This is a genomic window from Amycolatopsis echigonensis, assembly GCF_002846615.1.
Classification (GTDB): Bacteria; Actinomycetota; Actinomycetes; order Mycobacteriales; family Pseudonocardiaceae; genus Amycolatopsis; species Amycolatopsis echigonensis.
Genome location: NZ_PJMY01000003.1, coordinates 7,403,242 through 7,429,347, shown reverse-complemented (window position 1 = coordinate 7,429,347; position 26,106 = coordinate 7,403,242). Strand labels below are relative to the sequence as shown.

The 26,106-nt window shown below is 71.4% G+C and carries 25 protein-coding genes and 1 pseudogene; 8 read left to right on the top strand and 18 right to left on the bottom strand.

The window, feature by feature from the left end; genetic code table 11:
* Positions 1–31: 31 nt before the first annotated feature.
* From ATK30_RS40055 to ATK30_RS40040, 4 genes are read left to right on the top strand one after another with little or no spacing between them, the layout of a single operon-like run.
* Entirely contained in the window at positions 32–886 is an 855-nt protein-coding gene (locus ATK30_RS40055) for an oxidoreductase (RefSeq protein ID WP_101439901.1), read from the top strand.
* Positions 883–1,593 carry an SDR family oxidoreductase gene (locus ATK30_RS40050; protein ID WP_101439900.1) on the top strand — a complete coding sequence of 237 codons (711 nt, stop codon included), beginning with the start codon at positions 883–885 and terminating at the stop codon, positions 1,591–1,593. Before ATK30_RS40055 ends, ATK30_RS40050 begins: the two co-directional genes overlap by 4 nt.
* Positions 1,594–1,608: 15 nt before the next feature.
* On the top strand, positions 1,609–1,947 hold the full coding sequence (locus tag ATK30_RS40045; RefSeq protein ID WP_101439899.1) for a YciI family protein: 339 nt from the start codon (positions 1,609–1,611) through the stop codon (positions 1,945–1,947).
* The gene (locus tag ATK30_RS40040) at positions 1,944–3,152 is read left to right on the top strand and encodes an RNA polymerase sigma factor (RefSeq protein ID WP_101439898.1); all 1,209 of its coding nucleotides are present in this window, start codon (positions 1,944–1,946) and stop codon (positions 3,150–3,152) included. Before ATK30_RS40045 ends, ATK30_RS40040 begins: the two co-directional genes overlap by 4 nt.
* On the opposite strand, the gene ATK30_RS40035 is transcribed toward ATK30_RS40040, so the two are convergent.
* The gene (locus ATK30_RS40035) at positions 3,130–3,732 is read right to left on the bottom strand and encodes a TetR/AcrR family transcriptional regulator (protein WP_101439897.1); all 603 of its coding nucleotides are present in this window, start codon (positions 3,730–3,732) and stop codon (positions 3,130–3,132) included. The genes ATK30_RS40040 and ATK30_RS40035 overlap by 23 nt on opposite strands.
* A 92-nt stretch (positions 3,733–3,824) precedes the next feature.
* On the opposite strand from ATK30_RS40035, the gene ATK30_RS40030 reads away from it, so the two are divergent.
* Both ATK30_RS40030 and ATK30_RS40025 read left to right on the top strand, forming a co-directional pair.
* Positions 3,825–5,282: an amidase gene (locus ATK30_RS40030; RefSeq protein ID WP_208637542.1), complete on the top strand. Its 1,458-nt coding sequence runs from the start codon at positions 3,825–3,827 to the stop codon at positions 5,280–5,282.
* Between the two features lie 101 nt (positions 5,283–5,383).
* Positions 5,384–6,460: a GDSL-type esterase/lipase family protein gene (locus ATK30_RS40025; protein ID WP_101439896.1), complete on the top strand. Its 1,077-nt coding sequence runs from the start codon at positions 5,384–5,386 to the stop codon at positions 6,458–6,460.
* A gap of 447 nt (positions 6,461–6,907) precedes the next feature.
* On the opposite strand, the gene ATK30_RS40020 is transcribed toward ATK30_RS40025, so the two are convergent.
* The 4 genes from ATK30_RS40020 to ATK30_RS40005 all read right to left on the bottom strand — a co-directional run bounded on the left by ATK30_RS40020 (position 6,908) and on the right by ATK30_RS40005 (position 9,115).
* Entirely contained in the window at positions 6,908–7,207 is a 300-nt protein-coding gene (locus ATK30_RS40020) for a hypothetical protein (RefSeq protein WP_101439895.1), read from the bottom strand.
* Positions 7,194–7,421, bottom strand: coding sequence for a hypothetical protein (locus ATK30_RS40015; RefSeq protein WP_101439894.1), 228 nt, complete (start codon positions 7,419–7,421; stop codon positions 7,194–7,196). The genes ATK30_RS40020 and ATK30_RS40015 overlap by 14 nt, the downstream gene beginning before the upstream one ends.
* A gap of 19 nt (positions 7,422–7,440) precedes the next feature.
* A complete protein-coding gene (locus ATK30_RS40010) occupies positions 7,441–7,890 on the bottom strand; it encodes an Lrp/AsnC family transcriptional regulator (protein ID WP_101439893.1) in 450 nt (149 codons plus the stop codon).
* An 82-nt stretch (positions 7,891–7,972) separates the two neighbouring features.
* Positions 7,973–9,115 carry a M24 family metallopeptidase gene (locus ATK30_RS40005; protein ID WP_101439892.1) on the bottom strand — a complete coding sequence of 381 codons (1,143 nt, stop codon included), beginning with the start codon at positions 9,113–9,115 and terminating at the stop codon, positions 7,973–7,975.
* Positions 9,116–9,397: 282 nt separating this feature from the next.
* Here ATK30_RS40005 and ATK30_RS40000 point away from each other — a divergent pair, with 282 nt between their 5' ends.
* Positions 9,398–10,342 carry a 5'-3' exonuclease gene (locus ATK30_RS40000; RefSeq protein ID WP_101441317.1) on the top strand — a complete coding sequence of 315 codons (945 nt, stop codon included), beginning with the start codon at positions 9,398–9,400 and terminating at the stop codon, positions 10,340–10,342.
* A gap of 46 nt (positions 10,343–10,388) precedes the next feature.
* Here ATK30_RS40000 and ATK30_RS39995 read toward each other — a convergent pair whose 3' ends face one another.
* From ATK30_RS39995 to pafA, 13 genes and pseudogenes are all read right to left on the bottom strand, one after another.
* Positions 10,389–11,606, bottom strand: a complete 1,218-nt coding sequence (locus ATK30_RS39995) for a GNAT family N-acetyltransferase (protein ID WP_101439891.1) — start codon at positions 11,604–11,606, stop codon at positions 10,389–10,391.
* Between the two features lie 56 nt (positions 11,607–11,662).
* Complete coding sequence (locus ATK30_RS39990) at positions 11,663–12,049, bottom strand: DUF4333 domain-containing protein (RefSeq protein WP_101439890.1); 387 nt, start codon at positions 12,047–12,049, stop codon at positions 11,663–11,665.
* Positions 12,050–12,086: 37 nt separating this feature from the next.
* Complete coding sequence (locus ATK30_RS39985; RefSeq protein WP_101439889.1) at positions 12,087–13,289, bottom strand: GNAT family N-acetyltransferase; 1,203 nt, start codon at positions 13,287–13,289, stop codon at positions 12,087–12,089.
* A gap of 51 nt (positions 13,290–13,340) precedes the next feature.
* Positions 13,341–14,048, bottom strand: a complete 708-nt coding sequence (locus ATK30_RS39980) for a DUF4333 domain-containing protein (protein WP_101439888.1) — start codon at positions 14,046–14,048, stop codon at positions 13,341–13,343.
* A 127-nt stretch (positions 14,049–14,175) separates the two neighbouring features.
* A complete protein-coding gene (locus ATK30_RS39975) occupies positions 14,176–16,941 on the bottom strand; it encodes a DEAD/DEAH box helicase (protein ID WP_101439887.1) in 2,766 nt (921 codons plus the stop codon).
* Positions 16,942–16,992: 51 nt separating this feature from the next.
* Positions 16,993–17,883, bottom strand: a complete 891-nt coding sequence (locus tag ATK30_RS39970; protein ID WP_101439886.1) for a diacylglycerol/lipid kinase family protein — start codon at positions 17,881–17,883, stop codon at positions 16,993–16,995.
* Between the two features lie 2 nt (positions 17,884–17,885).
* Entirely contained in the window at positions 17,886–18,854 is a 969-nt protein-coding gene (tatC, locus tag ATK30_RS39965; protein WP_101439885.1) for a twin-arginine translocase subunit TatC, read from the bottom strand.
* 88 nt (positions 18,855–18,942) lie between these two features.
* Entirely contained in the window at positions 18,943–19,251 is a 309-nt protein-coding gene (gene tatA / locus ATK30_RS39960) for a Sec-independent protein translocase subunit TatA (RefSeq protein ID WP_101439884.1), read from the bottom strand.
* 37 nt (positions 19,252–19,288) lie between these two features.
* The gene (locus ATK30_RS39955) at positions 19,289–19,501 is read right to left on the bottom strand and encodes a bacteriophage holin (RefSeq protein WP_101439883.1); all 213 of its coding nucleotides are present in this window, start codon (positions 19,499–19,501) and stop codon (positions 19,289–19,291) included.
* Positions 19,502–19,510: 9 nt separating this feature from the next.
* Entirely contained in the window at positions 19,511–20,491 is a 981-nt protein-coding gene (locus ATK30_RS39950) for a helix-turn-helix transcriptional regulator (protein WP_101439882.1), read from the bottom strand.
* A complete protein-coding gene (locus ATK30_RS39945) occupies positions 20,488–21,480 on the bottom strand; it encodes a helix-turn-helix transcriptional regulator (protein ID WP_101439881.1) in 993 nt (330 codons plus the stop codon). The genes ATK30_RS39950 and ATK30_RS39945 overlap by 4 nt, the downstream gene beginning before the upstream one ends.
* Before the next feature lie 154 nt (positions 21,481–21,634).
* Positions 21,635–22,673 (bottom strand): annotated as a pseudogene (locus tag ATK30_RS39940) (WD40/YVTN/BNR-like repeat-containing protein).
* Between the two features lie 211 nt (positions 22,674–22,884).
* A complete protein-coding gene (pafA, locus tag ATK30_RS39935; protein ID WP_101439880.1) occupies positions 22,885–24,243 on the bottom strand; it encodes a Pup--protein ligase in 1,359 nt (452 codons plus the stop codon).
* A 205-nt stretch (positions 24,244–24,448) separates the two neighbouring features.
* On the opposite strand from pafA, the gene ATK30_RS39930 reads away from it, so the two are divergent.
* Entirely contained in the window at positions 24,449–25,888 is a 1,440-nt protein-coding gene (locus tag ATK30_RS39930; protein WP_220818103.1) for a bifunctional phosphatase PAP2/diacylglycerol kinase family protein, read from the top strand.
* Positions 25,889–26,106 lie beyond the last annotated feature (218 nt).

The following is a 26,106-nucleotide window of genomic DNA, read 5'->3' as shown; positions in this document are numbered from 1 at the left end:
GCCATTTCCGAATTCCTTCAGGGGCAGATCCATGTCTGAAAACGCCACACCCGTCTGGTTCATCACCGGATGTTCCACCGGTCTCGGCCGCGCACTCGCCACCGCCGTGCTCGAACGCGGCCTGCGCGCGGTCGTCACCGCCCGCGATCCCGAACGCGTCGCGGACCTCGTCGCCGCGCACCCCGGACGCGCGCTGGCCGTCGCGCTCGACGTGACCGACCAGCAGCAGATCACCGCCGCGCTCGGCGAGGCACAGCGTGAATTCGGCCAGATCGACGTGCTCGTCAACAACGCCGGCTACGGCTATCTCGCCGCCGCCGAAGAGGGCGAGGACTCCGAGATCCGCGCGTTGTTCGAGGCCAATGTGTTCGGCCTGATGGCGCTGACCCGCGCTGTCCTGCCGGGGATGCGCGCGAGGCGCAGCGGCCACATCGTCTCGGTTTCGTCGCTCGGCGGGCTGGCCGCCTTCGGCGCGACCGGCTACTACCACGCCACGAAGTTCGCCGTCGAAGGCTTCAGCGAGTCACTCGCCGCCGAAGTCGGGCCGCTCGGCATCGGCGTCACGATCGTCGAACCGGCCGCGTTCCGCACCAACTGGTCGGGCCCGTCCATGCGGGAGTCCGCGATCCGCATCGACGATTACGCCGACACCGCGGGTGCGCGCCGGACCTCGACGCTCGCCACCTACGGCAAGCAGCCCGGCGACCCGGCGCGAGCCGCGACCGCGGTCATCGATGCGGTCACCTCCGCCGAACCGCCGCTGCGCCTGTTGCTCGGCCGAGCGGCCTACGACATCGCCACCGCCCGCCTCGACACCCTCCGCAAGACGTTCGACGACTGGCGCGACGTCACGCTGTCCGCCGATTTCCCGAGGGAAGCCGAATGAGCAAGGTCGCCCTGATCACCGGTGCCAGCAGCGGCATCGGCGAAGCCACTGCCCGCCGGCTCGCCGCCGACGGCTGGCACGTGGTCGCCGGAGCACGCCGCGAAGACCGGCTCGCGGAACTCGCCGCCAGCGCGGACGGCATCGAAGTCCACCGCCTCGACGTGACCGACCGCGCCGCCGTCGCCGAGTTCGTCGACCGCGCGGTGCGAGACCACGGCGAGATCGACGCGTTCGTCGCGAACGCCGGGGTGATGCCGCTGTCCCGGCTGGACGCCGGGCTGGTCGAGGAATGGGACCGGATGATCGACGTCAACATCCGGGGCCTGCTGCACGGCATCGCCGCCGCCTTGCCGCACTTCACCCGCCAGCGCCGGGGCCATTTCGTGACCGTCGCGTCGATCGGCGCGCATCAGGTCACCCCGACCGCGGCGGTGTACTGCGGGACGAAATACGCGGCGTGGGCGATCACCGAGGGCCTGCGGCTGGAATGCGAACCGTCGATCCGCGTCACCACGGTCTCCCCCGGCGTCGTCGCCTCCGAACTGGCGGACACGATCAGCGTCCCGGAAACGCGGGAGTTCATGCGGATCTACCGCAAGGACTCCATCGAACCGAAAGCGATCGGCGACGCCATCGCCTACGCTCTCGACCAGCCGGCCGACGTCGACGTCAGCGAGATGATCGTGCGGCCGGCCCGGCAGCGCTGAGCGAAGGAGGAGGCCGTGCCGCAGTACCTGCTCGGGATCTACCAGCCCGACAGCGGAGCCCCGGAGCCCGAGGTGCTCGCGGACATCGCGGCGCGCCTCGAAGCGGTGACCGACGAGATGAAAGCAGCCGGCGCCTGGGTGTTCTCGGGCGGGCTGCATCCCGCGGCCGCGGCGAAGGTGGTCCGGGCCTCCGGCGACGACGTCCTGTACACCGACGGGCCCTTCGCGGAGGGCAAGGAGCACCTGGGCGGCTTCACCATCGTGACCGCCCCGGATTCCGCTGCCGCCACGGATTGGGCGCGGCGGATTTCGGAGATCACGACGTTGCCGGTGGAAGTCCGGGAGTTCCATTGATCTCGACGGCCGTGCTCGAGCGGGTATTCCGCGCCGAGCACGGCCGTGCGGTCGCGGTGCTGGCGCGGGTCTTCGGCGACCTCGACCTCGCCGAGGACGCCGTCCAGGAGGCGTGCGCGATCGCGACCGTGAAATGGCGGTCCGAAGGGCTGCCGCCGAGCCCCGCGGGCTGGCTCGTCACCACCGCCCGAAACCGCGGGATCGACCGGCTCCGCCGCGAATCCGCCCGCGCCGACCGGCACGCGCAAGCCGCGCTCCTGCACGCGAGCGAACCGTTCGACGAAGGCGCGGTGCCCGACGAACGACTGCGGCTCATCTTCACCTGCTGCCACCCCGCCCTCGGCACAGCCGCCCGGGTCGCCCTCACTCTCCGGCTGCTGGGCGGCCTCACCACCGCGGAGATCGCGCACGCGTTCCTCGTCCCGGAATCGACGCTGGCACAACGGCTTGTGCGTGCCAAGGCCAAGATCCGCGCCGCTCGGATCCCCTACCGCGTGCCGGACGCGGCCGACCTCCCGGACCGGCTCAGCTCGGTCCTTGCGGTGCTGTACCTCATCTTCACCGAAGGCCACACCGCCAGCAGCGGCGCCGACCTCACCCGGCCGGACCTGGCGTCCGAGGCGATTCGCCTGACCCGCGTCCTGGCCGACCTGCTGCCGGACGAACCGGAAGTGCTGGGCCTGCTCGCGCTGCAACTGCTCACCGAATCGCGCCGCGCGGCCCGGCTCGACGCCGACGGAATCCCCGTGCTGCTTCCCGACCAGGACCGCGACCGCTGGGACTGGACGCTGATCGCCGAAGGCCAGGACCTCGTCCGCCGCTGCCTGCGGCTCGATCGCCCAGGGCCGTACCAGATCCAGGCCGCGATCAACGCCGTGCACAGCGACGGCACCGACTGGATCCAGATCCTCGCCCTCTACGACCAGCTGCTCGCCCTGACCCCCACGCCGGTCGTGGCGCTGAACCGGGCTGTCGCGGTCGCCGAGGTCGAGGGACCTGCCGCCGCGCTGACCATTGTGGACACTCTGGACCTCGGGAACCGGCACCTCTTCCACGCCGTCCGGGCGGACCTGCTCGCCCGCCTAGGCCGGACCGGCGAAGCCGCCGAGTCCTACGACGAAGCCCTGCGCCTGGTGACCAACGAGGCCGAACGCCGTCTGCTGCAACGAAAACGGGCGGCCCTCAGTCCCGCTTCCCGCGGCTGATCACGCCTTCGACGATCTTCGTCAGGTGCGCGCCGACGTTCTCGACGCCGCCGTTCTGCACCGCGATCTGCGCCCCCTCCATCGCGAACGTCAGCTCCGCGGCGCCCAGCTCCGGGTCGGGAAGGCCGAGGCCCTCGCACATCGCGCGGAGCCTGCCGAACTGGCGGGTCTTGTGCTCGCTGATCAGCTTTCGCGCCGGATGGTCCGGATCGGGCAGTTCGGCGACGGAATTGGTGAACGGGCAGCCGCGGTGGGAGAAGTCGGGCAGGCCGTCGACGATGAACCGCCCCACCGCGCGGATCTGCTCCGCGTAATCGCCGGGATGCGTCTGTTCGGCCGCGTCGAACGCGGCGGAGTAGTCGTGCACCACGATCCGCAGCCATTCCGCGATGAGCGCGTCCTTGGTGCCGAAGTGCCGGTAGATCGCCATCTTCGTGGTCCCGGCGCGGTCCGCGATCGCCTGGACCCCGACCCGGACGACGCCCTCGTTGAGGAACAGCTCCTCGGCCGCGTCGAGGATGCGCTCGCGAGGCGGGAGGGTCGCGACGCGCGTCGGCCGCCGGGCGGAGGTGCTCGTCATCGGTTCTTCCTCGAGGGGCTGGCAATGCGGTTCGTCACGAGCTACGGTACACAACCGTTCCTCGTGATACCACTCGGTATCACGCGATACGAATGAGTCTCCCGAAGGGCGTTCTGGTGAAAATCTCCGAATACGCGAGCTGCGACGCGGTCGGCCTGGCCGACCTGATCGCACGCGGCGAGGTGACGGCGGCCGAGGTCGCCGACGCGGCCGCGCGAGCAGTCGAAGCGGTGAATCCGCGGATCAACGCGGTAGTCGAAGCCTGGCCGCCGGAGGACGCCCCGGCTCCCGGGTCCGCTCCGCTGGCCGGAGTGCCGTTCCTGATCAAGGACCTCGGCGTCGCCATGGCGGGCAAGCGCAGCGAACTGGGCAGCCGCCTGGCCGCAGGCGCCGTGTCGCCCGAGGACTCGTTCCTGATGCGCCGCTTCCGCCGGGCAGGCCTGGTGACGATCGGCCGCACCACCACTCCGGAAATGGCCTACAGCACCACCACCGAACCGGAGTTCTCCGGCGCGACCCGCAACCCGTGGTCCCTGGACCGGAGCGCAGGCGGGTCCAGCGGCGGCTCCGGCGCGGCGGTCGCCGCCGGTATCGTCCCGGTCGCGCACGCCACCGACGCCGCGGGTTCCATCCGAGTTCCCGCTTCCTGCAACGGATTGTTCGGTCTGAAGCCGACCCGCGGCCGGGTTTCGCAGGGTCCGGGTGCCGACGAGATCTTCAACGGACTGGCCGTCCAGGGCAGCCTAAGCCGGTCCGTACGCGACAGCGCCGTCCTGCTCGACCTGATCGAAGGCCCCGAACCCGGCGACCCGTACTTCGCTCCCCACCCCGATCGCCCCTATGCGGAAGAAGCCCGACTCGACCCCGGCCGCCTGCGGGTGGCGGTCCTGCGGCAGCCGTGGGGCGGCCGGCAGCCGACCGAAGCGGTCTCCGCAGCCCTCTCCGAAACGATGCGACTGCTGGAATCCCTCGGCCACGAGGTCGAAGAGACCTCGCTGGAGCTAGGCGTCTCCTGGGAAGAATTCGTCCTCGGCAACGCACGGATATGGACCGCGAACCTGGCCCCGTGGGTCGACGGCATCGCCGCCGCGACCGGCCGCCCGGTCGACGAGACCACGCTGGAGCCGGTCACGCTGGCCAGCTATCGCTACGGCCTCCAGGTCACCGCCGACGAGTTCGTCCGTGGACTGGCGATCCGCAACCAGGTCTCCCGAACCTTCGCCCGGCACTTCGCGTGCTACGACGTGCTGCTCTCCCCCACCCTGCCGGAGCCGCCGGTCCCGCTGGGCGTCTACGGCGAAGGCGCGGACCAGCTGGACGGCCTCGGCTGGCTGGACCGCGTCCTCGACCGCTCGCCCTACACCGCGGCGGCGAACGTCTCCGGCGTCCCCTCGATGTCCGTCCCGCTGGCCGCGGACGCCGGACTCCCGGTCGGCATGCAGTTCACCGCCGCTTTCGGCCGCGAAGATCTGCTGTTCCGCCTGGCCGGACAGCTGGAGAAGGCCGCCCCGTGGGCCCACCGCAAGCCGCCGGTCTGGGCAGGCGAGTGACCCCTTGAGTCCACAGTAGACAGTCGATGGGCGGTGACCCGCGTCCCAGCCGCCGCGAACCCTGACGTGGCCGGGCCGGTTCTCGCTAGACTTGGCGAGCGATGCGACGATTCCGGTGGTGGTGGGGGGCGCTGGTCCTCGCCTGCGTAGCTGTTCTCGTAGGCTTTTTCGTCTTTTTCGGCACCGAGAGCCGGCCCGGCCAGCCTCTGCCGCGCCAAGGCCCGCCCGGCCGGGGCCCGCTGACCATCGTGTCGATCGGCGACAGCACCGTCTCCGGCGAGGGCGCGGGCGCCTACACCCCGGACACCGACGGCAAGAACGGCGACTGGTGCCACCGCTCGTCCGCCGCGTTCGTGGAGAAGGTCCGCATCCCCGGCATCACCTCGCGGGTCAACCTGGGATGTTCCGGGGCGCCCTCCGCCCAGGTCGCCCTGGGCGACGCGAAACAATGGGGCGAACGGTCCCAAGCCGCGCAACTGGCCGACGTGGTGAAAGACCACCGGGTGGCCGCGGTGGTGATCGCGGTCGGCGCGAACGACGACCCGAAGTTCTCCGCGCAGGTCAGCGAATGCTTCCGGGCCTGGTTCTCCGCCGACGGCCCGTCCTGCAACGTCGCGCTGAAAGAATCGTGGAAGTCCAAAGTGGACGCCATGGTTCCCAAAGTGGCGAACGCGGTAGGCGACGTGAAAAAGGTCCTGGCCGACGCCGGATACGTGCCCGCGGATTACCAATTGGTGCTTCAGTCGTACGCCACCCCGGTCGGCCCGGATATCCCGCCGGACTTGCAAAGCCTCAACGGCTGCCCCTTCCGCACCGACGACCTGCAGTGGATTTCGACCACCGGAATCAGCACCCTGTCCGCGGGAATCAAACAGGCCGCCGCCCAATCCGGCGCACGATTCCTGGACCTGGCCCGAGCAGGCGAAAAACACGAAGCCTGCTCCGGCGGCGCGAACCCGGCCTCGGAATGGTTCACCCGGCTCACCCTGCACCTGAACGACCTCACCCAGACCGACCGGGCAGCCCACGCCCTGCAGGAATCCTTCCACCCCAACGCCGCCGGACACGCCGCCATCGCCGACTGCCTCACCGACTTCCTCAAGACCCAGCAAGGCAACGCCTCCTGCCTGGCCGGGCCAGACGGAAAGCTCCACGCAGTCCCCGAACCCATCAGCTGACCCCGCGCGCAACTTCCAGAGCCAGCACTCCGCGAGGGTCCCCTTCACGAACTCAGGCCCCCTTCACGAACTCAGGCCCCCTTCACGAACTCAGGCCCCCTTCACGGCCCCCGCGCCGCCGCGACCACACCCAATACGGCATTCGATGCGCCACATGCCCCATGCCACATTGAGCCGCTAAACCGAACCCGCGAACACCACCCCAACCACCCACCCAACCCGCGCACCCACCACCAACCGCAGCCATCGCACCCAACTCACCCAGCACCCACACCACCCCCGCACCCCGATACGAAGCCAAAAACACGGCGCGGGGGTGCTTGTCAAGGCATCTTTCCCGCCTTGACAAGCACCCCCGCGCCGTAGTCACACTCAGCTTCGGGGTGCCCCCACGCAACCACCAACCGCAATGTCGCCCCCAGGCGACGAGCCGAAGCGCCCCAGAACTCACAAATCCAACGCAGCCCTCAAAGCCACATCGATCTGCTCCTGAACATCCGAATCCACTTCCGCGATCCTCTCCGCCAGCCAAGGCCGATACAACCGCGTCAAATTCAACGTGGACACCCAATACCGAGCATCCACCGCCACCCCGAGAATGTCCTGCGGATCCCGGTCCAGCAATTCCGTGCCCAGCAGCCAAGGCCGTTCGGACTCGTTCACGCCGTCCGAAGACAGCAACACGACAGTCCGCTGCCGCGCGGGATCAGTAGGCGGGTGGTAGGACCAGACCTCACCCCTGCGCACGCATCTCCTTCTCCGCCGCCGCCCGCTCCGCCTCGTCCGCTTCGGCGGACGGCGTGACGGGAGCGCGCTGCGGGGTGTACCCGGTCCGAACCGCCTCGCGCCGGGCCGCCTTGGACAGCCAGGACGAGACCGAGATTCCGTGTGCTTTCGCGGCCCGCTCGGCGTACTCGAGCGCACCGGTGTCGAGCGAGAGTGTCACCTTACGTGTTGCCATACCTTTTACCGTACCACTCTCACAGCGTCGGCGACCTGCCCTCGAACGGGGTGGACAGCACGACGGTGGTCCGGGTGGACACCTTCGCGGCCTCGCGGATCCGCCGGAGCAGGTCTTCGAGGCCGAGCGGCGACGCGACCCGCACCAGGAGGATGTAGGACTCGTCGCCGGCCACCGAGTAGCAGGACTCGATCTCGGTGATGTGCTGGATCCGCTGCGGGTAGTCGTCGGGCGCGGCCGGGTCGTTCGGGGTGAGCGAGATCAGCGCGGTGAGCGGGAGGCCGATCTGCTCGCCGTCGAGCCGGGCGGTGTAGCCGAGGATGACGCCGCGCTGTTCGAGGCGGCGCACCCGCTGGTGCACCGCCGACACCGAAAGCCCGACCCGTTCGGCGAGATCGGTGAAGCTGCGCCGGCCGTCGGCGGCCAGCTCCTGCACGATCGCCTGGTCGAGCGGTTCCAGCGTGCTCATGCCGTCGCCTCCTCGAGGAGTTTCACGCTGGGCACCGGGGAGGCGAGGGCATGAATGGCGATGATTCGCTCGCGAGCCGCGCTCATGCGTCCAGCACGACCAGTTCGTGCGGGCGCGTGTTCACCGGCTCGACGCCCGAGTCGGTGACGAGCACGATGTCCTCGATCCGCGCGCCCCAGCGGCCCGGCTGGTAGATGCCCGGCTCGACGCTGAAGGCCATGCCCGCTTCGAGCGGCAGCGCGTTGCCCTTGATGATGTAGGGCTCCTCGTGCACGTCGAGGCCGATGCCGTGGCCGGTGCGGTGGATGAAGTACTCGCCGAAGCCGGCGGCGTCGATGATGTCGCGCGCGGCCTTGTCGATGCTCTCGGCGGTGGCTCCGGGGCGGACCGCGTCGACCGCGGCCTGCTGCGCGCGCTGCAGCACGGCGTAGGTCTCGGCGACGTCGGCGTCGCGGGGTTCGCCGATCGAGTAGGTGCGGGTGGAGTCGGAGTTGTAGCCCTCGGGCACCGGGCCGCCGATGTCGATCACGACGACGTCGCCGCGTTCGATGACGCGCTCGGACACGTCGTGGTGCGGGCTGGCGCCGTTGGGCCCGGAGCCGACGATGACGAAGTCCGCGTGCGTGTGGCCCTCTTCGACGATCGCGGCGGTGATGTCCGCGCCGACCTCGGCCTCGGTGCGGCCGGCCCGCAGCCATTCGCCCATCCGCGCGTGCACGCGGTCGATCGCCGCGCCCGCCTTGCGCAGTGCTTCGATCTCGGCGGCGTCCTTGCGCATCCGCAGCTCGCGCACGATCGGCCCGGCGAGCGTCTGCTCGGCGTCGCCGAACGCGGCGCGCAGGGACAGCACGTGCAGCGCCGGGGTGAAGTCGCTGACCGCGATCCGGCCGGGCTTGCCGAGCCGGTCGGCGACGAGCCGGTAGGGATCGTCGCCGTCGACCCAGGTCAGCACCTCGACGCCGAGGTCGTCGGTGGGCACGTCGGCGTAGCCGGGTGCCTCGAGCTTCGGCACGACGAGCGCGGGGGTGCCGTCGGCGGGAACGACGAGAGTGGTCAGCCGCTCGAACGAGCCGCCCGCCTGGCCGAGCAGGTGCCGCAGGTCGGACCCGGGCGCGACGAGCAGCGCGTCGGCGCCGGCGGCGGCGGCCGCTTTCGCGGCACGGTCGAGACGGGCGCGGAGCGCGGCGGCGTCGGGAGCGGGCGGGTGGAGGGATCGGCTCGACATGACGCCGAGCCTAGTACCGGCGACCCGGCGCAGCCCGCCCGTCCTCCCTTCGGCGTGCCGCCCCGGTCCTCCTGCCGAAGTCCCGCGCGGGCGGCCGATCGCGCCGTTTCCCGGCAGCCGCGGGTTCTCCCGCCAGCGCGCCCGGGGAGGTTGTCCGTGAAGGGCTCCTTGCGGGAATCTGATTCCCGCAAGGAGCCCTTCACGGATCTTGGCCTTCGCGAGAGCTGACGCGCCCGGCGCCGGTTTCGGGGCAACGCGGGCCGGACGTGGCAGGCTGTGCGGGTGACCGGACCACTCGCCCTCCTCGATTCCGCGAGCCTCTACTTCCGCTCGTTCTACGCGCTGCCCGATTCGATGACCGCGCCCGACGGGACGCCGGTCAACGCCGTGCGCGGGTTCACCGACACGATCGCGCGCATCCTGACCGACCGCCGTCCGTCGCGGCTGGTCGCGTGTCTCGACGCGGACTGGCGGCCGAAGTTCCGCACCGATCTGCTGCCGAGCTACAAGGCGCACCGGGTCGCGGTGCCCGGGGACGGCGGGGCGGACGTCGAAGAGGTGCCCGACACGCTGACCCCGCAGGTGCCGATCATCCTGGAAGTGCTGGAGGCGTTCGGGTTCGCCGTCGCGGAGGCGGACGGCTACGAGGCGGACGACGTGATCGGCGCGCTCGCGACGCGGGAGAAGGACGCTCCGGTCGAGGTGATCACCGGCGACCGCGATCTGTTCCAGCTGGTGCGCGCGGAGCCGACGCCGACGTCGGTCGTGTACGTCGGCAAGGGCTGGGCGAAGGCGGAAGTGCTGGGGCAGCGGGAAATCGCCGAGAAGTACGGCGTTCCGGCCGAGCACGCCGGACCCGCCTACGCCGACATGGCCGCGTTGCGCGGCGACCCGTCGGACGGGCTGCCCGGCGTGGCGGGGATCGGCGAGAAGACCGCGGCGAAACTGATCACCCAGTTCGGTTCGCTGGAGGAACTCGTCGCCGCGTCCTCGGCCGGGGATTCGCGGGTGCCGTTGAAGACCCGGCTGCGGCTCTCCGACGCCGCGGACTATCTGGCCGTCGCGCCCACCGTGGTGCGGGTCGCGGTGGACGCGCCGGTCGTGCAGTCCGGGCCGGACACGGTGCCCTCCGCACCTGCCGATCCGGAGCGCGTGGCGGAGCTGGCGGAGCGGTGGAATCTGGGCCGTTCAGTGGAGCGTCTGCTCGCGGCGCTGCCCGGAGCCTGATCTGTCAGGGAGGGTTCCGCCGAGCGCTTGAACCCTCCCTGCCAGATCAGAAGTGCGTGCCGGTCCAGGGCTGCGTCGCGGTCCGGAACAGCGCGTCCACCCGGGCCAGCGTTTCCGCGCTCGCGCCGGTGATCCGGCCGGACAACGCGAGCGGACCGGCTTCCCACGCGCCGAGGTACAGCATCGCCAGGGTGTCGACGTCGAGCTGCAGATCGGCATCGGCCTCAGTGCGCTCGACTCCGCTGCTGCTGACCCGGTACCGGCCGCGGTTGTCCGGCAGCATCCGGTCGTTCACTTCCAGCACAACCGGTTCCGCGGAGCCGTACGCGCGAGCCGCGAGCGCCGCCTGCACGTCGATCAGCCGCAGCCACAGTTCGTCGTCCAGGCCGACGGTGTGCGCGCGGCGCGGGTCGACGAGCAGCAGCCCGACGGGATCGTCTACGGGACGGCCGCGCACGTTCACGACCTCGATCAGGTCCACCGACAGCAGGAACCGCCACAGCCCGGCCAGCGCTTCCGGGGACGCCGCGTGCAGTTCGCGGACTTCGAGTGCGGCGCCGCGCTCCGGGTCGAGGTAGCTGTTCTGCGGCACGACGTGGAAGACCGCGAAGCCGTCGTCGCCGTCCGGTCCACTGTGGACAGCGACTCGGTGGTTGCCGCCGTCCGCGTGGAGATGCCAGTTGAACGCGATCGGCCACCAGAGTTCCGGGCGGGCGATCCGGCCGGGACGACCCGTGTCGATCCGTTGGTACAGCGAGGGAATCGTCGCGATCGCCTCGTCCGTGGACAGCAGCCGGACACGGCCGGGAGCGACGACGGTTTCGCGCAGCGGGGCCGGTTGCCGGACCTGCAGGGTGGCCATGCGGGTGGCGACGCCGTAGCCGAAGCGGCCGTAGATCAGCGCTTCGCTCGCGTGCAGCGCGGCGACGACGTGGCCGCGCTGCACGAAATCGTGCAGCTGCCGGTCCATCATCGCGGTGAGCACGCCGCGGCGGGTCCAGTCCGCGCGGACGCCGACGCCGTCGACCGCGGCCATCGCAACGGTGCCGCCGCCGGGGACGGTGAGCTTCGTGGCGAAGGAGCTGGCGATGCCGATGGCTTCGCCGTCGTGGAACGCTCCGGTCCGGCCGTCCGCCGTCCAGGACTCGGCGACCCGCGCCCAGCGCTCGTCCGAGGGCGGGTTTCCGTGCAGGGACCGCACCAGAAGCTCGAAAGTCGCGCGGCTTTCGGCGTCGGTGATCTGGCGTACCACGTAGTCGCTCATGTCCCGATTGAACCAATGCGGGCCGCCGCGCGGCTATCGGATTTAGCGCGGCGGGGTCACTGCGGCGGGTCGACGCGGTAGTTGCCGTCCGCGCCGGTCACCGTGATGGGGACGTGTTTCGTCGTGCCCGCGATGTCCACAGTGCACTGGAACCGCGAGCCGTCGGCGACGGGCTGCCGGTCCGGGCAGGACACCGCGCCGACGTGCGCCAGCTTGTAGTCGGTCGTGAGGAGCCGGGTGACGGCCGAGGCCATCGCCCGGGAGTCGAACACCCGCGTCGCCGAGGAAGAGCTGGGCACAGACGACAGCGCGGTGCTCGGCTGCGCGGAGCTGCTCGGCGTGACGGTGACTGTGTGGACCGCGGGCGGGGGCGTGCCGCTGTCGCAGCCCGCCGCGCCGAGCATTCCCAAGCCGCACAACAGCAGCACCCGCACGGCGCGCATCAATCCCGCTCCTCTGCGCGAAACGTCTGGTCAACGGTCAGAAGAACGTACCGCACCACACCGATTCGCGCGTGCCGAAGAGAACGTCCGCGGCCTCGGGCGCGGCCGGGTCGAGCACCTCGATCCGGCCGGTGGCGGCGAGCGCGGACGCGCGCCACGTTCCGAAGTAGAGCATCGCGAGGGTGTCCGCCGAGAGCCGCAGCGCCGGTTCCGCGTCGGTGCGGGAGGCGCCGTCGGGTCCGACGCGGTAGCGGCCGTCGTTGGCGGGCAGCGACCGGTCGGAGAGTTCGAGCACGACGGGTTCGGCCGGTCCGTAGGTGCGGGCGGCGAGCGCGGCCGGGACGTCGATCAGCCGGAGCCAGCTTTCGTCCTCGGTGCTTTCGGTTTTCGCCGCGCGCGGGTCGGTGAACAGCAGCGCGTGCGGTTCGTCGAGCGGGCGCATCGGGAGGACGATCTCGTCGACGAGGTCGACCGACAGGAGGAACCGCCACAGTCCGGCGAACGCGTCCGGGTTGGCGTAGTGGAACGCCATCACCTGCAGCTTGCCGCTGTCGTGGGTGGCGCCGTCCTCGACGTGGTAGATCAGGTAGCCGTCGGTCCCGTCCGGGCCGCGGTGCACGGCGGTCTGGACCAGTTTCGCGCGACGGCGCAGGTGGGCTTCGTGGCTCGGCCAGTAGACCTCGGACCGGGTCATCGCGGCGACCCGGCCCATCGCGGTCGAGGCGTACAGTTCCGGCCATTTCGGGGCGGCCTCGTCGATGCCGAGCACCGTGACCTCTCCCCCGGCCGGCACGTCCGGGCGAAGCTGCGCGCGGTGCTTCTTCACCACGACCTGGTTCGCGAGGGTGGTGACGCCGTAGCCGTAGCGGCCGTAGATCGCGCCTTCGGACGCGTGCAGCAGCGCGAGCGCGACGCCGCTTTCGGCGAGGTCCGCCAGCTGCGCGGCCTGCAGCGCGCTGAGCACGCCGCGCCGGGTGCGTCCGGCTTTGACGCCGACGCCGGTCACCGCGGCCAGCGGGAGCCGCGCTCCGCCCGGGACGACCATTTCCGATGCGAAGGACCGGGCGGTGCCGACCAGGTCGGGTTCGAAGACGCCCCAGCTGCGTTCGGCCCGGTATGCCGCGGAGACGCGTTCCCATTCCTCGTCGGTGCCGGGCTGGACGTGCAGCGCGGCCCGGAACAGGTCCCAGGCCGCGCGCTGCTCGTCGGGACGGAGGAGGCGGACGGTGCGGTCGCTCATGCCCCGATCATCGCCGGGCCGGCCGCCGGACCGCCACTGAATTGAATGGCGTCACTTGGCCGAGGGCGGCGACACCTCGTAGTTGCCCTCGGTGCCCTTGACGGTGATCGGCACCTGCTGCGGTTTGCCGTTGATGGTGGCGGTGCACTCGAATTTCGCGCCGTCCTCCACCTTCTGCTCGGCCGGGCAGGTGACCCCGCTGACGCCCTGGATCTTGTAGGTGTCGGTGAGCAGCTTCGCGACGTCGGTCTGCATCTGCTGGTTGTTGAAGACCTGGGTCTTGAAGAAGCCGGGCGCGACGAAGCCGAGGATCGCCACGACGGCCACCACGACGACGAGCGCGCCGATCCCGATGAACAGGCCCTTCTTCGACCCGCCCGAGGACTCCGGCGCGGCTCCGCCCGGCTGGCCGTAGTCGTACTGGCCGGGCTGCTGGCCGCCGTAGGGCTGCTGCGGGTCGCCGTAGGGCTGCTGCTGGCCGTAGGAGGGCGGCTGCTGCCCGTACTGCGGCGGCTGCTGGCCCCATTGCGGCTGCTGGGGCGGCTGCTGTTGCGGGTAGCCGCCGGGCTGCTGGCCGTACTGCGGGTCTTGACCGTAGGGCTGCTGCCCGTACTGCTGAGGCGGGTACGGCTGCTGCTGCGGCCCGCTCTGCGGGTACGCGCCGCCCGGCTGCTGCCCGTAGTGGGGATCCTGGCCGTAGGGCTGTTGCCCGTACTGGGGCTGCTGCCGCGGGTCGTTGCCGCCGTACGGCGTGCTCATCGTTCGCCTCCGCCTTCGTCTGTCCGCATCCGCAGGCCGGGCCGCGGGTGTCGTGCGCGATCCAACCACAGGTCTGGACCGGGCACACCTGTCCGCGCGCAGTCGCCGCCAAGGTGTGCCCTGGCGGTCATGCCGCGCCCGCGGCCACCACGCCGCGGCGCAGTGCCCGGACCGCCTGTGCCGCCGCCGAGCCGACCGGGTCCTCCTTGCCGAGGACGTCGCGGATCTGGTCGAGCAGGTCGATCACCTGGCGGCACCAGCGGACGAAGTCGCCCGCGGACAGTTCCTGTCCGTTGGTCTCGGCCGCGGTGAGGACCTTTTCCAGGGATTCGCCGCGCGCCCAGCGGTAGACCGGCCACGCGAATCCGGCGTCGGGTTCGCGGGTGCGGTCGAGGCGGTGGCGGCGTTCGTCCTCGGTGAGTTCGACCCACAGCCTGCTGGTTTCCTGCCACGCGCCGGGGACCGCGCCGCCGGGCAGGCGGGGTTCGCCCGCGGTGTCGCGGCGGGCCTCGAACACGAGCGTGGACACCACCGCGGCGAGTTCGGCCGGGCCGAGGCCGTTCCAGACGCCGTGCCGGATGCATTCGGCGGCGAGCAGGTCGGACTCGCTGTAGAGGCGGGTGAGGCGGCGGCCGTGCTCGGTGACGCGGTCCTCGCCGTCGCCCGGGCGGACGTAGCCGCGTTCGGAGAGCAGCCGCAGGATCCGGTCGAACGCGCGGGCCAGCGAGTGCGTGGTGGCCGCGACTTTCCGTTCGAGCTGTTCGGTTTCGGCGGCGAGCCGCTGGTAGCGCTCGACCCAGCGGAGATTCGCCTCGCGTTCGGCGAGGCCGTGGCACGGGTGGGCGCGCAGGGCGCGGCGCAGCGAGGCGAGTTCGGCGTCGTCGGCGGCCGCGGTGCGGCGGCGCTGGCGTCCGGGCAGGGCGATGCCGGATTCGCGCAGCGCCGAGGCGATGTCGCGGCGGGTTTTGGGCGAGCGCAGTTCGAGGTGCTTGGGCAGCCGGATCCGGCCGAGCGCTTCGACCGGGGCCGGGAAGTCGGCCGACGACAGCGGCCCGGACCAGCGGTCCTCGGTGACCACGACCGGCCGGGGTTCGCGGATCGGGTCGAGGCCGGGGTCGACGACCACGGCGAGCCCGGCGCGGCGGCCCGCCGGGACCGCGATGACGTCGCCCTTGCGCAGTTTCTCCAGCGACTGGGCGGTTTCCGCGCGGCGGGAGGAGGTGTTCTGCCGCGACAGGGTCTTCTCGCGGGCGGAGATCTTCGCGCGGAGTTCGACGTAGTCGAGCATCTGGTCGAAATCGCCGGAGATCGCGGCGCTGTAGCCCTTGAGGGCTTCCTTGTTGCGTTCGATCCGCCGCGCGGTGCCGACGACCGACCGGTCGGCCTGGAACTGCGCGAACGACTGTTCCAGCAGGTCGCGGGCCGCGTCCGCGCCGACCTGCGAGACCAGGTTGACCGCCATGTTGTAGCCGGGGCGGAACGACGAGCGCAGCGGGTAGGTGCGGGTGGACGCGAGCCCGGCGACGGCCTTCGGGTCGACCCCGGGCTGCCAGGCGACGACGGCGTGGCCCTCGATGTCGATGCCGCGGCGGCCGGCGCGGCCGGTGAGCTGGGTGTACTCGCCCGGGGTGAGGTCGACGTGCGCCTCGCCGTTGTATTTCACGAGCCGTTCGAGCACGACGGTGCGGGCGGGCATGTTGATGCCGAGCGCGAGGGTTTCGGTCGCGAACACGACCTTGACCAGGCCGCGGACGAACAGTTCCTCGACGGTTTCCTTGAACGCGGGCAGCAGCCCGGCGTGGTGGCCGGCGAAGCCGCGTTCGAGCGCCTCGCGCCATTCCCAGTAGCCGAGGACGCCGAGGTCGCCCTCGGGCAGCTCGGCGGTGCGCTCGTCGATGATCCGGCGGATCTCCTCGACCTGCTCGGGGCCGTTGAGCCGCAGGCCGGAGCGGACGCACTGGGCGACCGCGGCGTCACAGCCTGCGCGGGAGAAGATGAACACGATCGCGGGCAGCAGCCCGGCGTGGTCGAGCCGTTCGACGACGTCGACGCGCGACGGGGGCCGGAACCTGGGGCCGCGCGGCGGGGCGCCCCGGCGGCCGCCGCGGGGTCCGCGGAAGGTCGGTGCGAACCGCCCCAGGTCGTCGGTTTTGCGCAGCAGCGTGGGGTTGATCCGCAGCTGCTCCCCCGGGTCGGCCTCGTTCTGGCCGGCGAACAGGTCGAGCAGCTGGTTGCCGACGAGCATGTGCTGCCACAGCGGGACCGGCCGGTGCTCGTCGACGACGACGGTGGTGTCGCCGCGGACCTCGACGAGCCATTCGCCGAATTCCTCGGCGTTGCTGACGGTGGCGGACAGGCCGGCGACGCGGACGTGGTCGGGCAGGTGGAGGATCACTTCCTCCCAGACCGCGCCGCGGAAGCGGTCGGCGAGGTAGTGGACCTCGTCCATGACGACGTAGCCGAGTTCGGGGATGGCGGAGCTGCCCGCGTAGAGCATGTTGCGGAGCACCTCGGTGGTCATGACGACCACCTGGGCGTTGCCGTTGATCGAGGTGTCGCCGGTGAGCAGGCCGACGGCGTCGTTGCCGTAGCGCTCGACGAGGTCGGCGTACTTCTGGTTCGACAGCGCCTTGATCGGCGTGGTGTAGAAGCATTTGCGGCCCTCGGCGAGGGCGAGGTGGACGGCGAACTCGCCGACCACGGTCTTGCCCGCCCCGGTGGGGGCGCAGACCAGGACGCCGTGGCCCTCTTCGAGCGCTTCGCAGCCGCGGATCTGGAAATCGTCGAATTCGAAGGCCGATTCGGCGGAAAACCGGGTCAGCTGGGGATGCTTGGCGCGGCGGCGCGAGGCAGCGTAGGCCTCGGCCGGCGATGGTGAAGGGCTAGTGGCCACCCCGTCAGGGTTCCACACACCCCCGACATTCCGCACGCGGCGTGCCGCCGGTCACGGCGCGGGCACGACGACGGTCAGCGCGGAGGGCACGCAGACCGCTTCGACCGGCGTCCGGCCTTGGTCTTCGCCGTCGGCGTAGACCGGCCAGCCGGGTGCTTCGATGCGGAGGGTCCGGGTGCGGAAGGTCTCGACGCTGGGCTTGTGCACGTGCTCGCCGGTGCGCAGCTGCGGCAGCATCCGCAGGAGGCGGGCGCGTCCGGGGGCACCGATGACGGTGACGTCGAAGAGGCCGTCGTCGGGAGCGGCGTCGGGGCAGATCGGGATGCCGCCGCCGTAGTACGGGGTGTTGCCGGCCGCGACGAGGGTGGCTTCGAGTTCGAGGACGCGGTCGTCGGTGTGCACGACGATCGGGCGGGGCTTGAACGCGGCGAGTTCGGCGAGGATCGCCAGGTCGTAGCGGCGAGGTCCGGTGGGCCAGCGCAGCGCGTTCGCGCGGGCGTTGACGGCGGCGTCGAATCCGGCGCACAGCACGGTGGCGAACCAGGTGTCGCCGAGGCGGCCGAGGTCGAGGCTGCGCCGGTGCCCGGCCTGGAGGGCTTTGGCGAGCGCGTCGACCGCGGCGCGGGGGTCGGCCGGGACGCCGAGGGCGCGGGCGAAGTCGTTGCCGGTGCCGGAGGGGACGAGGCCGAGCGCGACGCCGTGGTCGGCGCAGAACTGGACGCCTTGATGGGCCGCGCCGTCGCCGCCGAGGACGACGAGCACGTCGAGGCCTTCGGCGTGCGAGGACCGCATGAGCGCGCGGGATTCCTCGACGCTGGTGGCGGTGAGGAGGTCGAGCCGGTCGACCGCGGGCCGCAGCCGTGCCGCGACCGCTTCGGCGACGCGGGCGGCCGCGCCGCGACCGGAGGCCGGGTGGACGGCCAGTGCTGCGTTCAGGCCCACGGTCAGGTGATGTCGTCGACGGAGTTGCCGGACGGCCGCTTGGCGGCCGGTTCTTCCTCGTCCACGGTGCTCGGCGTGTAGTTGAACGGTGCGGCCTCGTCGTCGGCGAGCTGGTCCCAGCCCTCGTCGTGGCGGACGCGGTCGAGCTTGCGGTCGTGGAAGCGGGCGATCTGGATCGAGATCTCGAACAGCAGGGTCAGCGCGGCGGCGAGGCCGAGCATCGAGAACGGGTCCGAGCCGGGGGTGGCGAACGCGGCGAACACGAACAGCGCGAAGACGATGCCGCGGCGCCATTTCTTGAGCTGCTGGTACTTGAGCACGCCGACGCGATTGAGCATCACGACGAGCAGCGGCAGTTCGAAGCTGACGCCGAAGATCACCAGCAGCGACAGGATGAACGAGATGTACTTGTCCGCGGTGAGCGCGGTGACGAACTGGTCCTGGCCGAAGCCGGCGAGCAGCGCCAGCGCGTGCGGGACGAGCAGGTACGCCAGCACCGCGCCGGCGGCGAAGAGGACCGAGGCGAAGCTGACGAAGATCATCGCGTAGCGGCGCTCTTTGGCGTAGAGGCCGGGCGCGATGAACGCCCAGATCTGGTACAGCCAGGCCGGGGACAGCAGGACCGCGCCCGCGGCCACGCCGACCTTGAGGCGGATCATGAACGCTTCGAACGGCACGGTCTGCAGCAGACGGCAGCCGGACTGGTCTCCGGCGAAGCGCTGCGAAGCGGGGATGGCGCAGTACGGGTGCGTCATGATGTCGCCGAGCGACGGGACGGGGCCGAGCCGCTGCTCGAACCAGATGAACCCGAAGATCGCGCCGACGACGACGAAAACGACCGCCCAGCCGAGGCGGCGGCGGAACTCGTAGATGTGCTCGATGAGCGTCATCGTGCCGTCGGGATTGTTCCGACGGCTGCGCCGGCTCCGCTTGCTGGACCGGCTGCCGTTGCCGTGGGCGGCTTCCGCCACTGGTCGTTCCGTTCTCGTCAGAGCCCGCCGGGGCGCGCCGCACCGGCGCGCCGCCGTGGACCGGGGACCGGGTGGTGCGCGCGGAGGGTCAGCTCGCGTTCTTCTGCGGCTGGTCGGCCGAGGCCGCCTGCTGCTTCTTCAGTTCGTCGAGCTGGCGCTGGAGGTCGGCGACCTGCTGGTCGTGCGAGGTCTGCGCGGGGGCGGCGATGTGCCGGGTGTCGGCGGATTCGGCCTCGGCCTCGGTCTTCTGTTCGCCGGTCAGGTCCTTGGTCTCGGCCTTGAAGATCTTCATGGACTTGCCGATGGACCGGGCCGCGTCCGGGAGCCGCTTCGCTCCGAACAGCAGAACCACCACGAGCACCAGAACGATGATGTGCCACGGCTGCAGCGCGTTCATGGTCGTCTGCCCTCCTTGTCTGGGGTCTGTGCTGATGTTACTTGTTGCCGGCCGCCGGGCGGCGTTCGGCCACGGCCACACGGAGTGCCGCGGACCGGGCCCGGAGAAGTCCGGTCCGGTCGTGGGTGTCCGCACTGACCATGCTCATGGTGCGGCGGAAGCGGCGCAAGACTCCGGCGGTCCGTACCAGCAGCAGGGCCAGGACGAGCAGACCGGCCGCGAGCAGCACGTAGACGGGCAGGTACGGCACGAAACCACCTTATCGGTCGGAGATGGACGTGAGGTGACGGGCGCGCGCCACGGCGTCGGCGGCTCGGCGACCGACTGCCTCGGCGAGGGTGGCGGGGCTCTCCACCTGGGCTTCCCCGCCGAGGCTGAGCACGAGCCGGACCATCCAGGGCTCGTCGCTGTAGCGCATGGCGATGCGGAGCCGTCCGCCGTCGAGTTCGTCGAGTTCCTCGCACGGGTAGTACTCGGCGACCCAGCGGGCGTCGGGGTCCAGCACGAGATGCGCGACCCGCTGATCGGGACGAGCGGAGAAAACGCCGTCGGACAGGTCGGTGGGCCGCGCGTGGGCGGGCGGAGCCGCGGGTTCGTCCAAGACGGTGAGCGCGTCCACCCGGTCGAGGCGGAACAGGCGGACGCCTTCGACCCGTCGGCACCACGCTTCGAGGTAGCCGACCCCTTGGACGATGACGAGCCGCATCGGGTCGACGGTGCGTTCGGTGATCTGGTCGCGCGAGGCGGTGTAGTAGCGCATCCGCAGCGCGCGGCCGTCTTGCAGCGCGCCGGCCACGGTCTCGCGGGTGCGGGCGGCGCGGGCTCCCTCGCGCACTCCTCCCCCGACGACGACTCCGGCCGGGCGGGCCTGTCCGGCGGCGTCCTCGATTTTGGCGATGGCTCGGCGGACCGCGTCGCCGTCGGCCACGCCCGGGGTTTCGGCGAGCGCGCGCAGCGCGACCAGGAGCGCGGTGGCTTCTCCGCCGGTGAGGCGCAGCGGGCGGCTCATCCCGGCGTCGTGGGTGACGACGATGGTGTCGCCCTCGAAGGACAGGTCGATGAGGTCGCCGGGGCCGTAGCCGGGCAGGCCGCACATCCACAGCAGTTCGAGGTCTTTGCGCAGCTGGCGGGGGGTGACGTCGAAGTCGTGGGCGGCCTCGTCGATCCGGATGCCGGGGCGGGCCAGCAGGTAGGGCACGAGCGCGAGCAGTCTCGGCATGCGTTCGCCGGAAGCGGTCATCGCCCGCTCCCCTGTCCGGCGCGGGCGAGCACGGCTTCGAGGCGGTGCTGCACGGATTTGGCCAGCACGTCGGGTTCGAGCACGAGCACGTCCGGGCCTTGCGCGGCGATCCAGTCGGCGGCCGATTCCGGGAAGTACAGGCCGATCTCGACGACATCGCCTTCCTCGCCGGCGACGGTTTCGCGGCCCACGACGTCGCCGCGGCGGCGGACTCCCGCGGCGCGGCCGTCGGCGATCCACAGCCGGGCGGTGGTGACCGGAGCCGGGTCCTCGCCGCCGCCGGTCACCGACACGAGCTGCATCAGGTTGACGCCCTCGGGCCGCACCACCGTGCCCGGTTTCCCGATCGCGGTGACCTTCCCGGTGACGCGGGAGAGCCGGAAGCACCGCGTGGCGTCGCGGTCGCGGTCGTGCCCGACGACGTACCACCGGGCGCGCCAGGACACGACGCCCCACGGTTCGAGCGTGCGGATGCGCCGTTCCGGGGAGCCGCTGCGCCGGTACTCGAACCGGACCGCCTGTCCGGCCTGGACGGCGGCGAGCATCGGCGCGAACGCGGGTTCCGCGCGCACCCGCGGCTCGATCACGGTCGGCGCCTGGTCGTCGACCTCGACGCCGGCCGCGCGCAGTTTCACCAGCGCGCCCTGGGCCTGTCCGGTGAGTTCGGGCGAATCCCAGAGCCGGACGGCGAGCCCGACGGCGGCGGCCTCGTCGGGGGCGAGGTCGATCTCGCCGAGCTCGTAGTCGCGGCGGGCGATGCGGTAGCCCTCGACCGGGTCGAAGACGGAGTTGCGGCCGGTCTCGAGCGGGATGCCGAGTTCCCGGAGTTCGGTCTTGTCCCGCTCGAAGGTGCGGAAGAAGGCGTCGTCGCTGGCCGCGTCGGCGTACCCGGGCACGATCCCGCGGATCCGCTCCGCGGTGAGGTACTGCCGGGTGGAGAGCAGGGCCAGCACGAGGTTGACCAGCCGTTCGGCGCGTGCGGTGGACACCAGACGACTCTAGCTCTCCCCGTCCAGCCCGATCGTGAGGTCCAGCCTGCGCGCGTCGCGCCTGGTCAGCCCGCGTGCGGCGAGTGGACCCTCCGCGCCCGCCCCGTCACGCACCGCCGTTCCGGCGGACCGGCTGCCCGGATCGGGTTCGCCCTTACGGAACCAGCTTCGCCGCTCGTCCCTTCGCTCCGCTGGCCCAGCAAGCGCCGTCCCGAGCGCAGTCCACAGTGTCGAAACTGCCGCTGTCGAACGACGTCCAGTGCCGCCCGCCGTCCCGGCTGAGGTCGCTGCCCCCGGGTCCGACGGCCAGCACCGTGCCTCCCGCGCCAGGCGAGGCCGGAACGGTAGCCAGCGGGATGCTCAGGCGGCGTACGCCAGCTGCGGCCGCGATCCTGGCTCAGCGCGACAGCCGGACCAGGCGCGGTCGGATTGGCGTAGTCGCCGCCGATCGCGACGCCCTGCCACGGTGTACGGAACGCCACCGCGAAAACTCCGGCCGACGCGCTGCTGGGCAACGGCGTCTCGGCCGCGGTCCAGTGCCGTCCGCCGTCTCCGGAGTGCAAGACGCGAGCATGCGCGCCGCCGCCGGTGGCGAGCCACGCGTCGAACGGCCCGGACGTGGTGACGCACTGGCCACTGGCGGCGAACCCGGCTTCTCCCGGCTCCGCGGGCGGGAACGCGTCGTCCGGGATCTGCCGCCAGCTGCGGCCGCCGTCGAAGGTGGCCTGCACGCGGAACTTCCCGTTGACCGGATCGCTCATCGCCAGTCCGCGCCACGGGTCGAAGAAGGCGAGGCAGTCGTAGAACGCGGCGGGATCGGGATTGCTGAACGTCTGCCGCCAGTGCTTCCCGCCGTCGTCGGTTCGGTAGACCCGGGAATCCGCCCCGGGCCCGATCGACAGCACGACCGCGTGGTCAGCGTCGAAGGCTTCGATGTCGCGGAACTCGAGCTTCCCCGTGTCCGGCGGCCCGACGGGAGCCCAGCCGCGACCGCCGTCGACTGTCCGCAGCACAGTGCCCTGGGTGCCGCTGACCCAGGCGACCCGCGCGCTGACCGCGGACAGGCCACGGAACTGCGCCGTCGTTCCCGTAGGCAGCACCCGCCACGACGGCAGCGAGGACGCCGCGGCGACTCCGCCCACAGACACCGACAGCACTGCCAACAGAACCAGGACCGTCCGGAACGCACGCATGCCGCAAACTCTGCCGCACCAACCCGACAACTTTCGTCGGTTTCTCCGCCCGCCCCAACGATTTCCAACCCAGCGCCTGCTCGCGCCGCCACAACGCGGGATCGCGTCGGCGTGAGAAGGGGCAGTGCTCACGGCCCCCAGGCCGGGCGCACTGTCCCTTCGCACGCCGACTTAACGGCGATCCCGCCGCCCCGGCGAAGCCGGGGCCATGTCACAGCGACCCGATGAGGCGCTCCACCCGCTCGTCTACCGAGCGGAACGGGTCCTTGCACAGCACGGTCCGCTGTGCCTGGTCGTTCAGCTTCAAGTGCACCCAGTCGACCGTGAAGTCCCGCCCGGCGGCCTGCGCCGCCGCGATGAAGTCGCCGCGGAGCTTCGCCCGGGTCGTCTGCGGCGGGGTGTCCTTGGCGGCCTCGATCTCGCCGTCGTCGGTGACCCGCCGGACGAGTCCCTTCCGCTGCAGGAGGTCGAAAATCCCCCGCCCGCGGCGGATGTCGTGGTACGCCAGGTCCAGCTGCGCCACGCGGGGGCTGGACAGGTCCAGGTCGTGCTTGGACCGGTAGCGCTCCACGAGCCGGTGCTTGATCGCCCAGTCGATCTCGGTGTCGATCTTGCTGAAGTCCTGCTCCTCGACCGCCTCCAGGGCCCGGCCCCACAGCTCGACCACCCGCTCGTTGGCGGGGGTGGACCCGTTCTCCTTCAGGTGCTGCACGGCCCGGGCGTGGTACTCCCGCTGGATGTCGAGCGCGGAAGCCTCGCGGCCGCCGGCGAGCCGGACCTGGCGGCGTCCGGTGAGGTCGTGGCTGATCTCCCGGATCGCGCGGATCGGGTTGTCCAGCGTGAAGTCGCGGAACTGAACCCCGGCCTCGATCATCTCGAGCACCAGGTGCGCCGAGCCGACCTTGAGCATCGTGGTGGGCTCGGCCATGTTGGAGTCGCCGACGATGACGTGCAGGCGCCGGTAGCGTTCGGCGTCGGCGTGGGGTTCGTCGCGGGTGTTGATGATCGGCCGGGACCGGGTGGTGGCGCTGGAGACGCCTTCCCAGATGTGCTCGGCGCGCTGGGAGAGGCAGTACACCGCGCCGCGCGGGGTCTGCAGGACCTTGCCCGCCCCGCAGATGAGCTGGCGGGTGACGAGGAACGGCAGCAGCACGTCGGCGATCCGGGAGAATTCCCCGGCCCGGGTCACCAGGTAGTTCTCGTGGCAGCCGTAGGAGTTGCCCGCCGAGTCGGTGTTGTTCTTGAACAGGAAGATGTCGCCGCCGATGCCCTCGTCGGCGAGCCTGCGCTCGGCGTCCACGAGGAGGTCCTCGAGGATCCGCTCGCCGGCCTTGTCGTGCGTGACGAGCTGGGTCAGGTCGTCACATTCGGCTGTCGCGTACTCCGGGTGCGAGCCCACGTCGAGGTAGAGCCTGGAGCCGTTGGACAGGAAAACGTTGGACGAGCGTCCCCACGAGACGACCCGCCGGAAGAGATAGCGCGCGACCTCGTCGGGCGAGAGCCTGCGCTGGCCGTGAAAGGTGCACGTGACCCCGAACTCGGTCTCGATGCCAAAGATCCGCCGCTGCATCCCACCAGAGTAGGCGCTGCACCCCCGCGGAAGGTGCGCCGTTCGGGCGGCGACACGCGGTCGGTACGTTGCAAGTGGTGACAATGCGGCGGAAACCGGTCGCCGGGACCGGTGCGCGTTCCGGCGCGGCCAGCGGAGGTGGACGAGAGTGTTCCAGCAGGTCGGCCGGGCGTTCCGGCAGGTGGGGCGGCGGGATCGGGCGCTGATGCGGCGCAGTGCGGCTCTCCCGCGCACCCGGGCCGACGACGTGATCACCGCGTTGTCCCGAAGTGCGGACAAATCACGGCTCTGGTGGGCCGTGGCGGCTGTCCTGGCCGTCCGGAAGGGCCCGGGGAGGCGGGGGGCGTTGCGCGGGATCGCCGCGATCGCGGGGGCGAGCGCCGCGGCGAATCTCGTCGCGAAGCCGTTGTTCCCGCGCCGCCGTCCGGCCGAGGAAGAGGTTCCCTCGCACCGTCAGCTGCGCAAAAGGCCGACGTCGTCGTCATTCCCGTCCGGGCATTCGGCTTCGGCCGCGGCGTTCGCGGCCGCGGTCGCGATGGAGTCGCCGCGAGCGGGGCTGGCCGTCGTCCCGCTCGCCGGGGCCGTGGCGTATTCCCGGGTCCACACCGGCGTGCACTGGCCGAGCGACGTCGCCGCCGGGCTGGCGATCGGGACCGGGATCGCGGTGCTGACCCGGCACTGGTGGCCGCTGCACCCGGACGTCCGCGCCCGCACCGCCCACCGGGCGCAAGCGCCGGAGATGCGCGACGGCGAGAACATGCTGGCGCTGGTGAACCCGAATTCGGGCATCAACGGCCTCGACCCGACCGACGACGTCCGCTTTGCCTGGCCGAAGGCGTCGCTGATCTATCCGGACCAGTCGCGGGATCTGCGCGAGCAGCTGACCGAGGAGATCGAAGCGCACGGCTCGGTCCGCGCGCTCGGCGTCGCGGGCGGGGACGGCACGGTCGCGGCGGTGGCGTCGGTCGCCGCCGAACGCGGGCTGCCGCTGGCCCTCATCCCGGCCGGGACGCTCAACCACTTCGCCCGCGACATCGGGGTCCGCTCGATGCCGGACGCGGACGAGGCGACCGAGGGCGGGCACGCGGTCGGCGTCGACCTGGCCGAGGTCGAGATCGACGGCACCGGCGAGCCCGAGCACCGCTGGTTCGTCAACACGGCCAGTCTCGGCGGCTACCCGGAAATGGTGCGGTTGCGCGAGAAGCTGCAAACCCGGTTCCCGAAGTGGCCGTCCGCGGCGATCGCGCTGGTGCGCGTGCTGCGGCGCGCGAAGCCGCTCCCGGTGCAGCTGGACGGGAAGCCGACGCGGGTGTGGCTGATCTTCATCGGCAACGGCACCTACGCGCCCAAGGGTTTCGCGCCGTCGCGGCGCCCGGCGCTCGACACCGGTCTGCTCGACGTCCGGTACGTGCGGGCCGACGTGCGCTGGTCGCGGGTCCGGTTCGTGCTCGCGAGCCTCACCAACAGCCTGCACGCGAGCCACGTCTACCGGCAGCGGGATCTGCCGGAGCTGCACGTGCGGCTGCTCGACGGGAACCGGCGGGTGGCCACCGACGGCGAGGTCGGCCCGCTCGGCCGGGAGTTCCGGTTCCGGTCGCGGCCGAGCGCGCTGACCGTCTACCGGAATCCCGACAGCCCTTCCTGAGCCGAGGCCGGGCTGTCGCGAACCAGCTTGTGACTCCGGGCCGGGTCCTGCCCTAAGGTCCCTCGGAGAGCGCTCGGCCGGGCACCGAGTTCTTCGCCACCTCGCACCCGGAATTCCCGGCCCCGACTTGCGCGTTTGCCGCCAGCTGGCCGCGTCAACGGCAAACCTTGACCGTTTCTTTATCTTTTCTCAACGAATCCACAGCGAGCCCTCCCTAG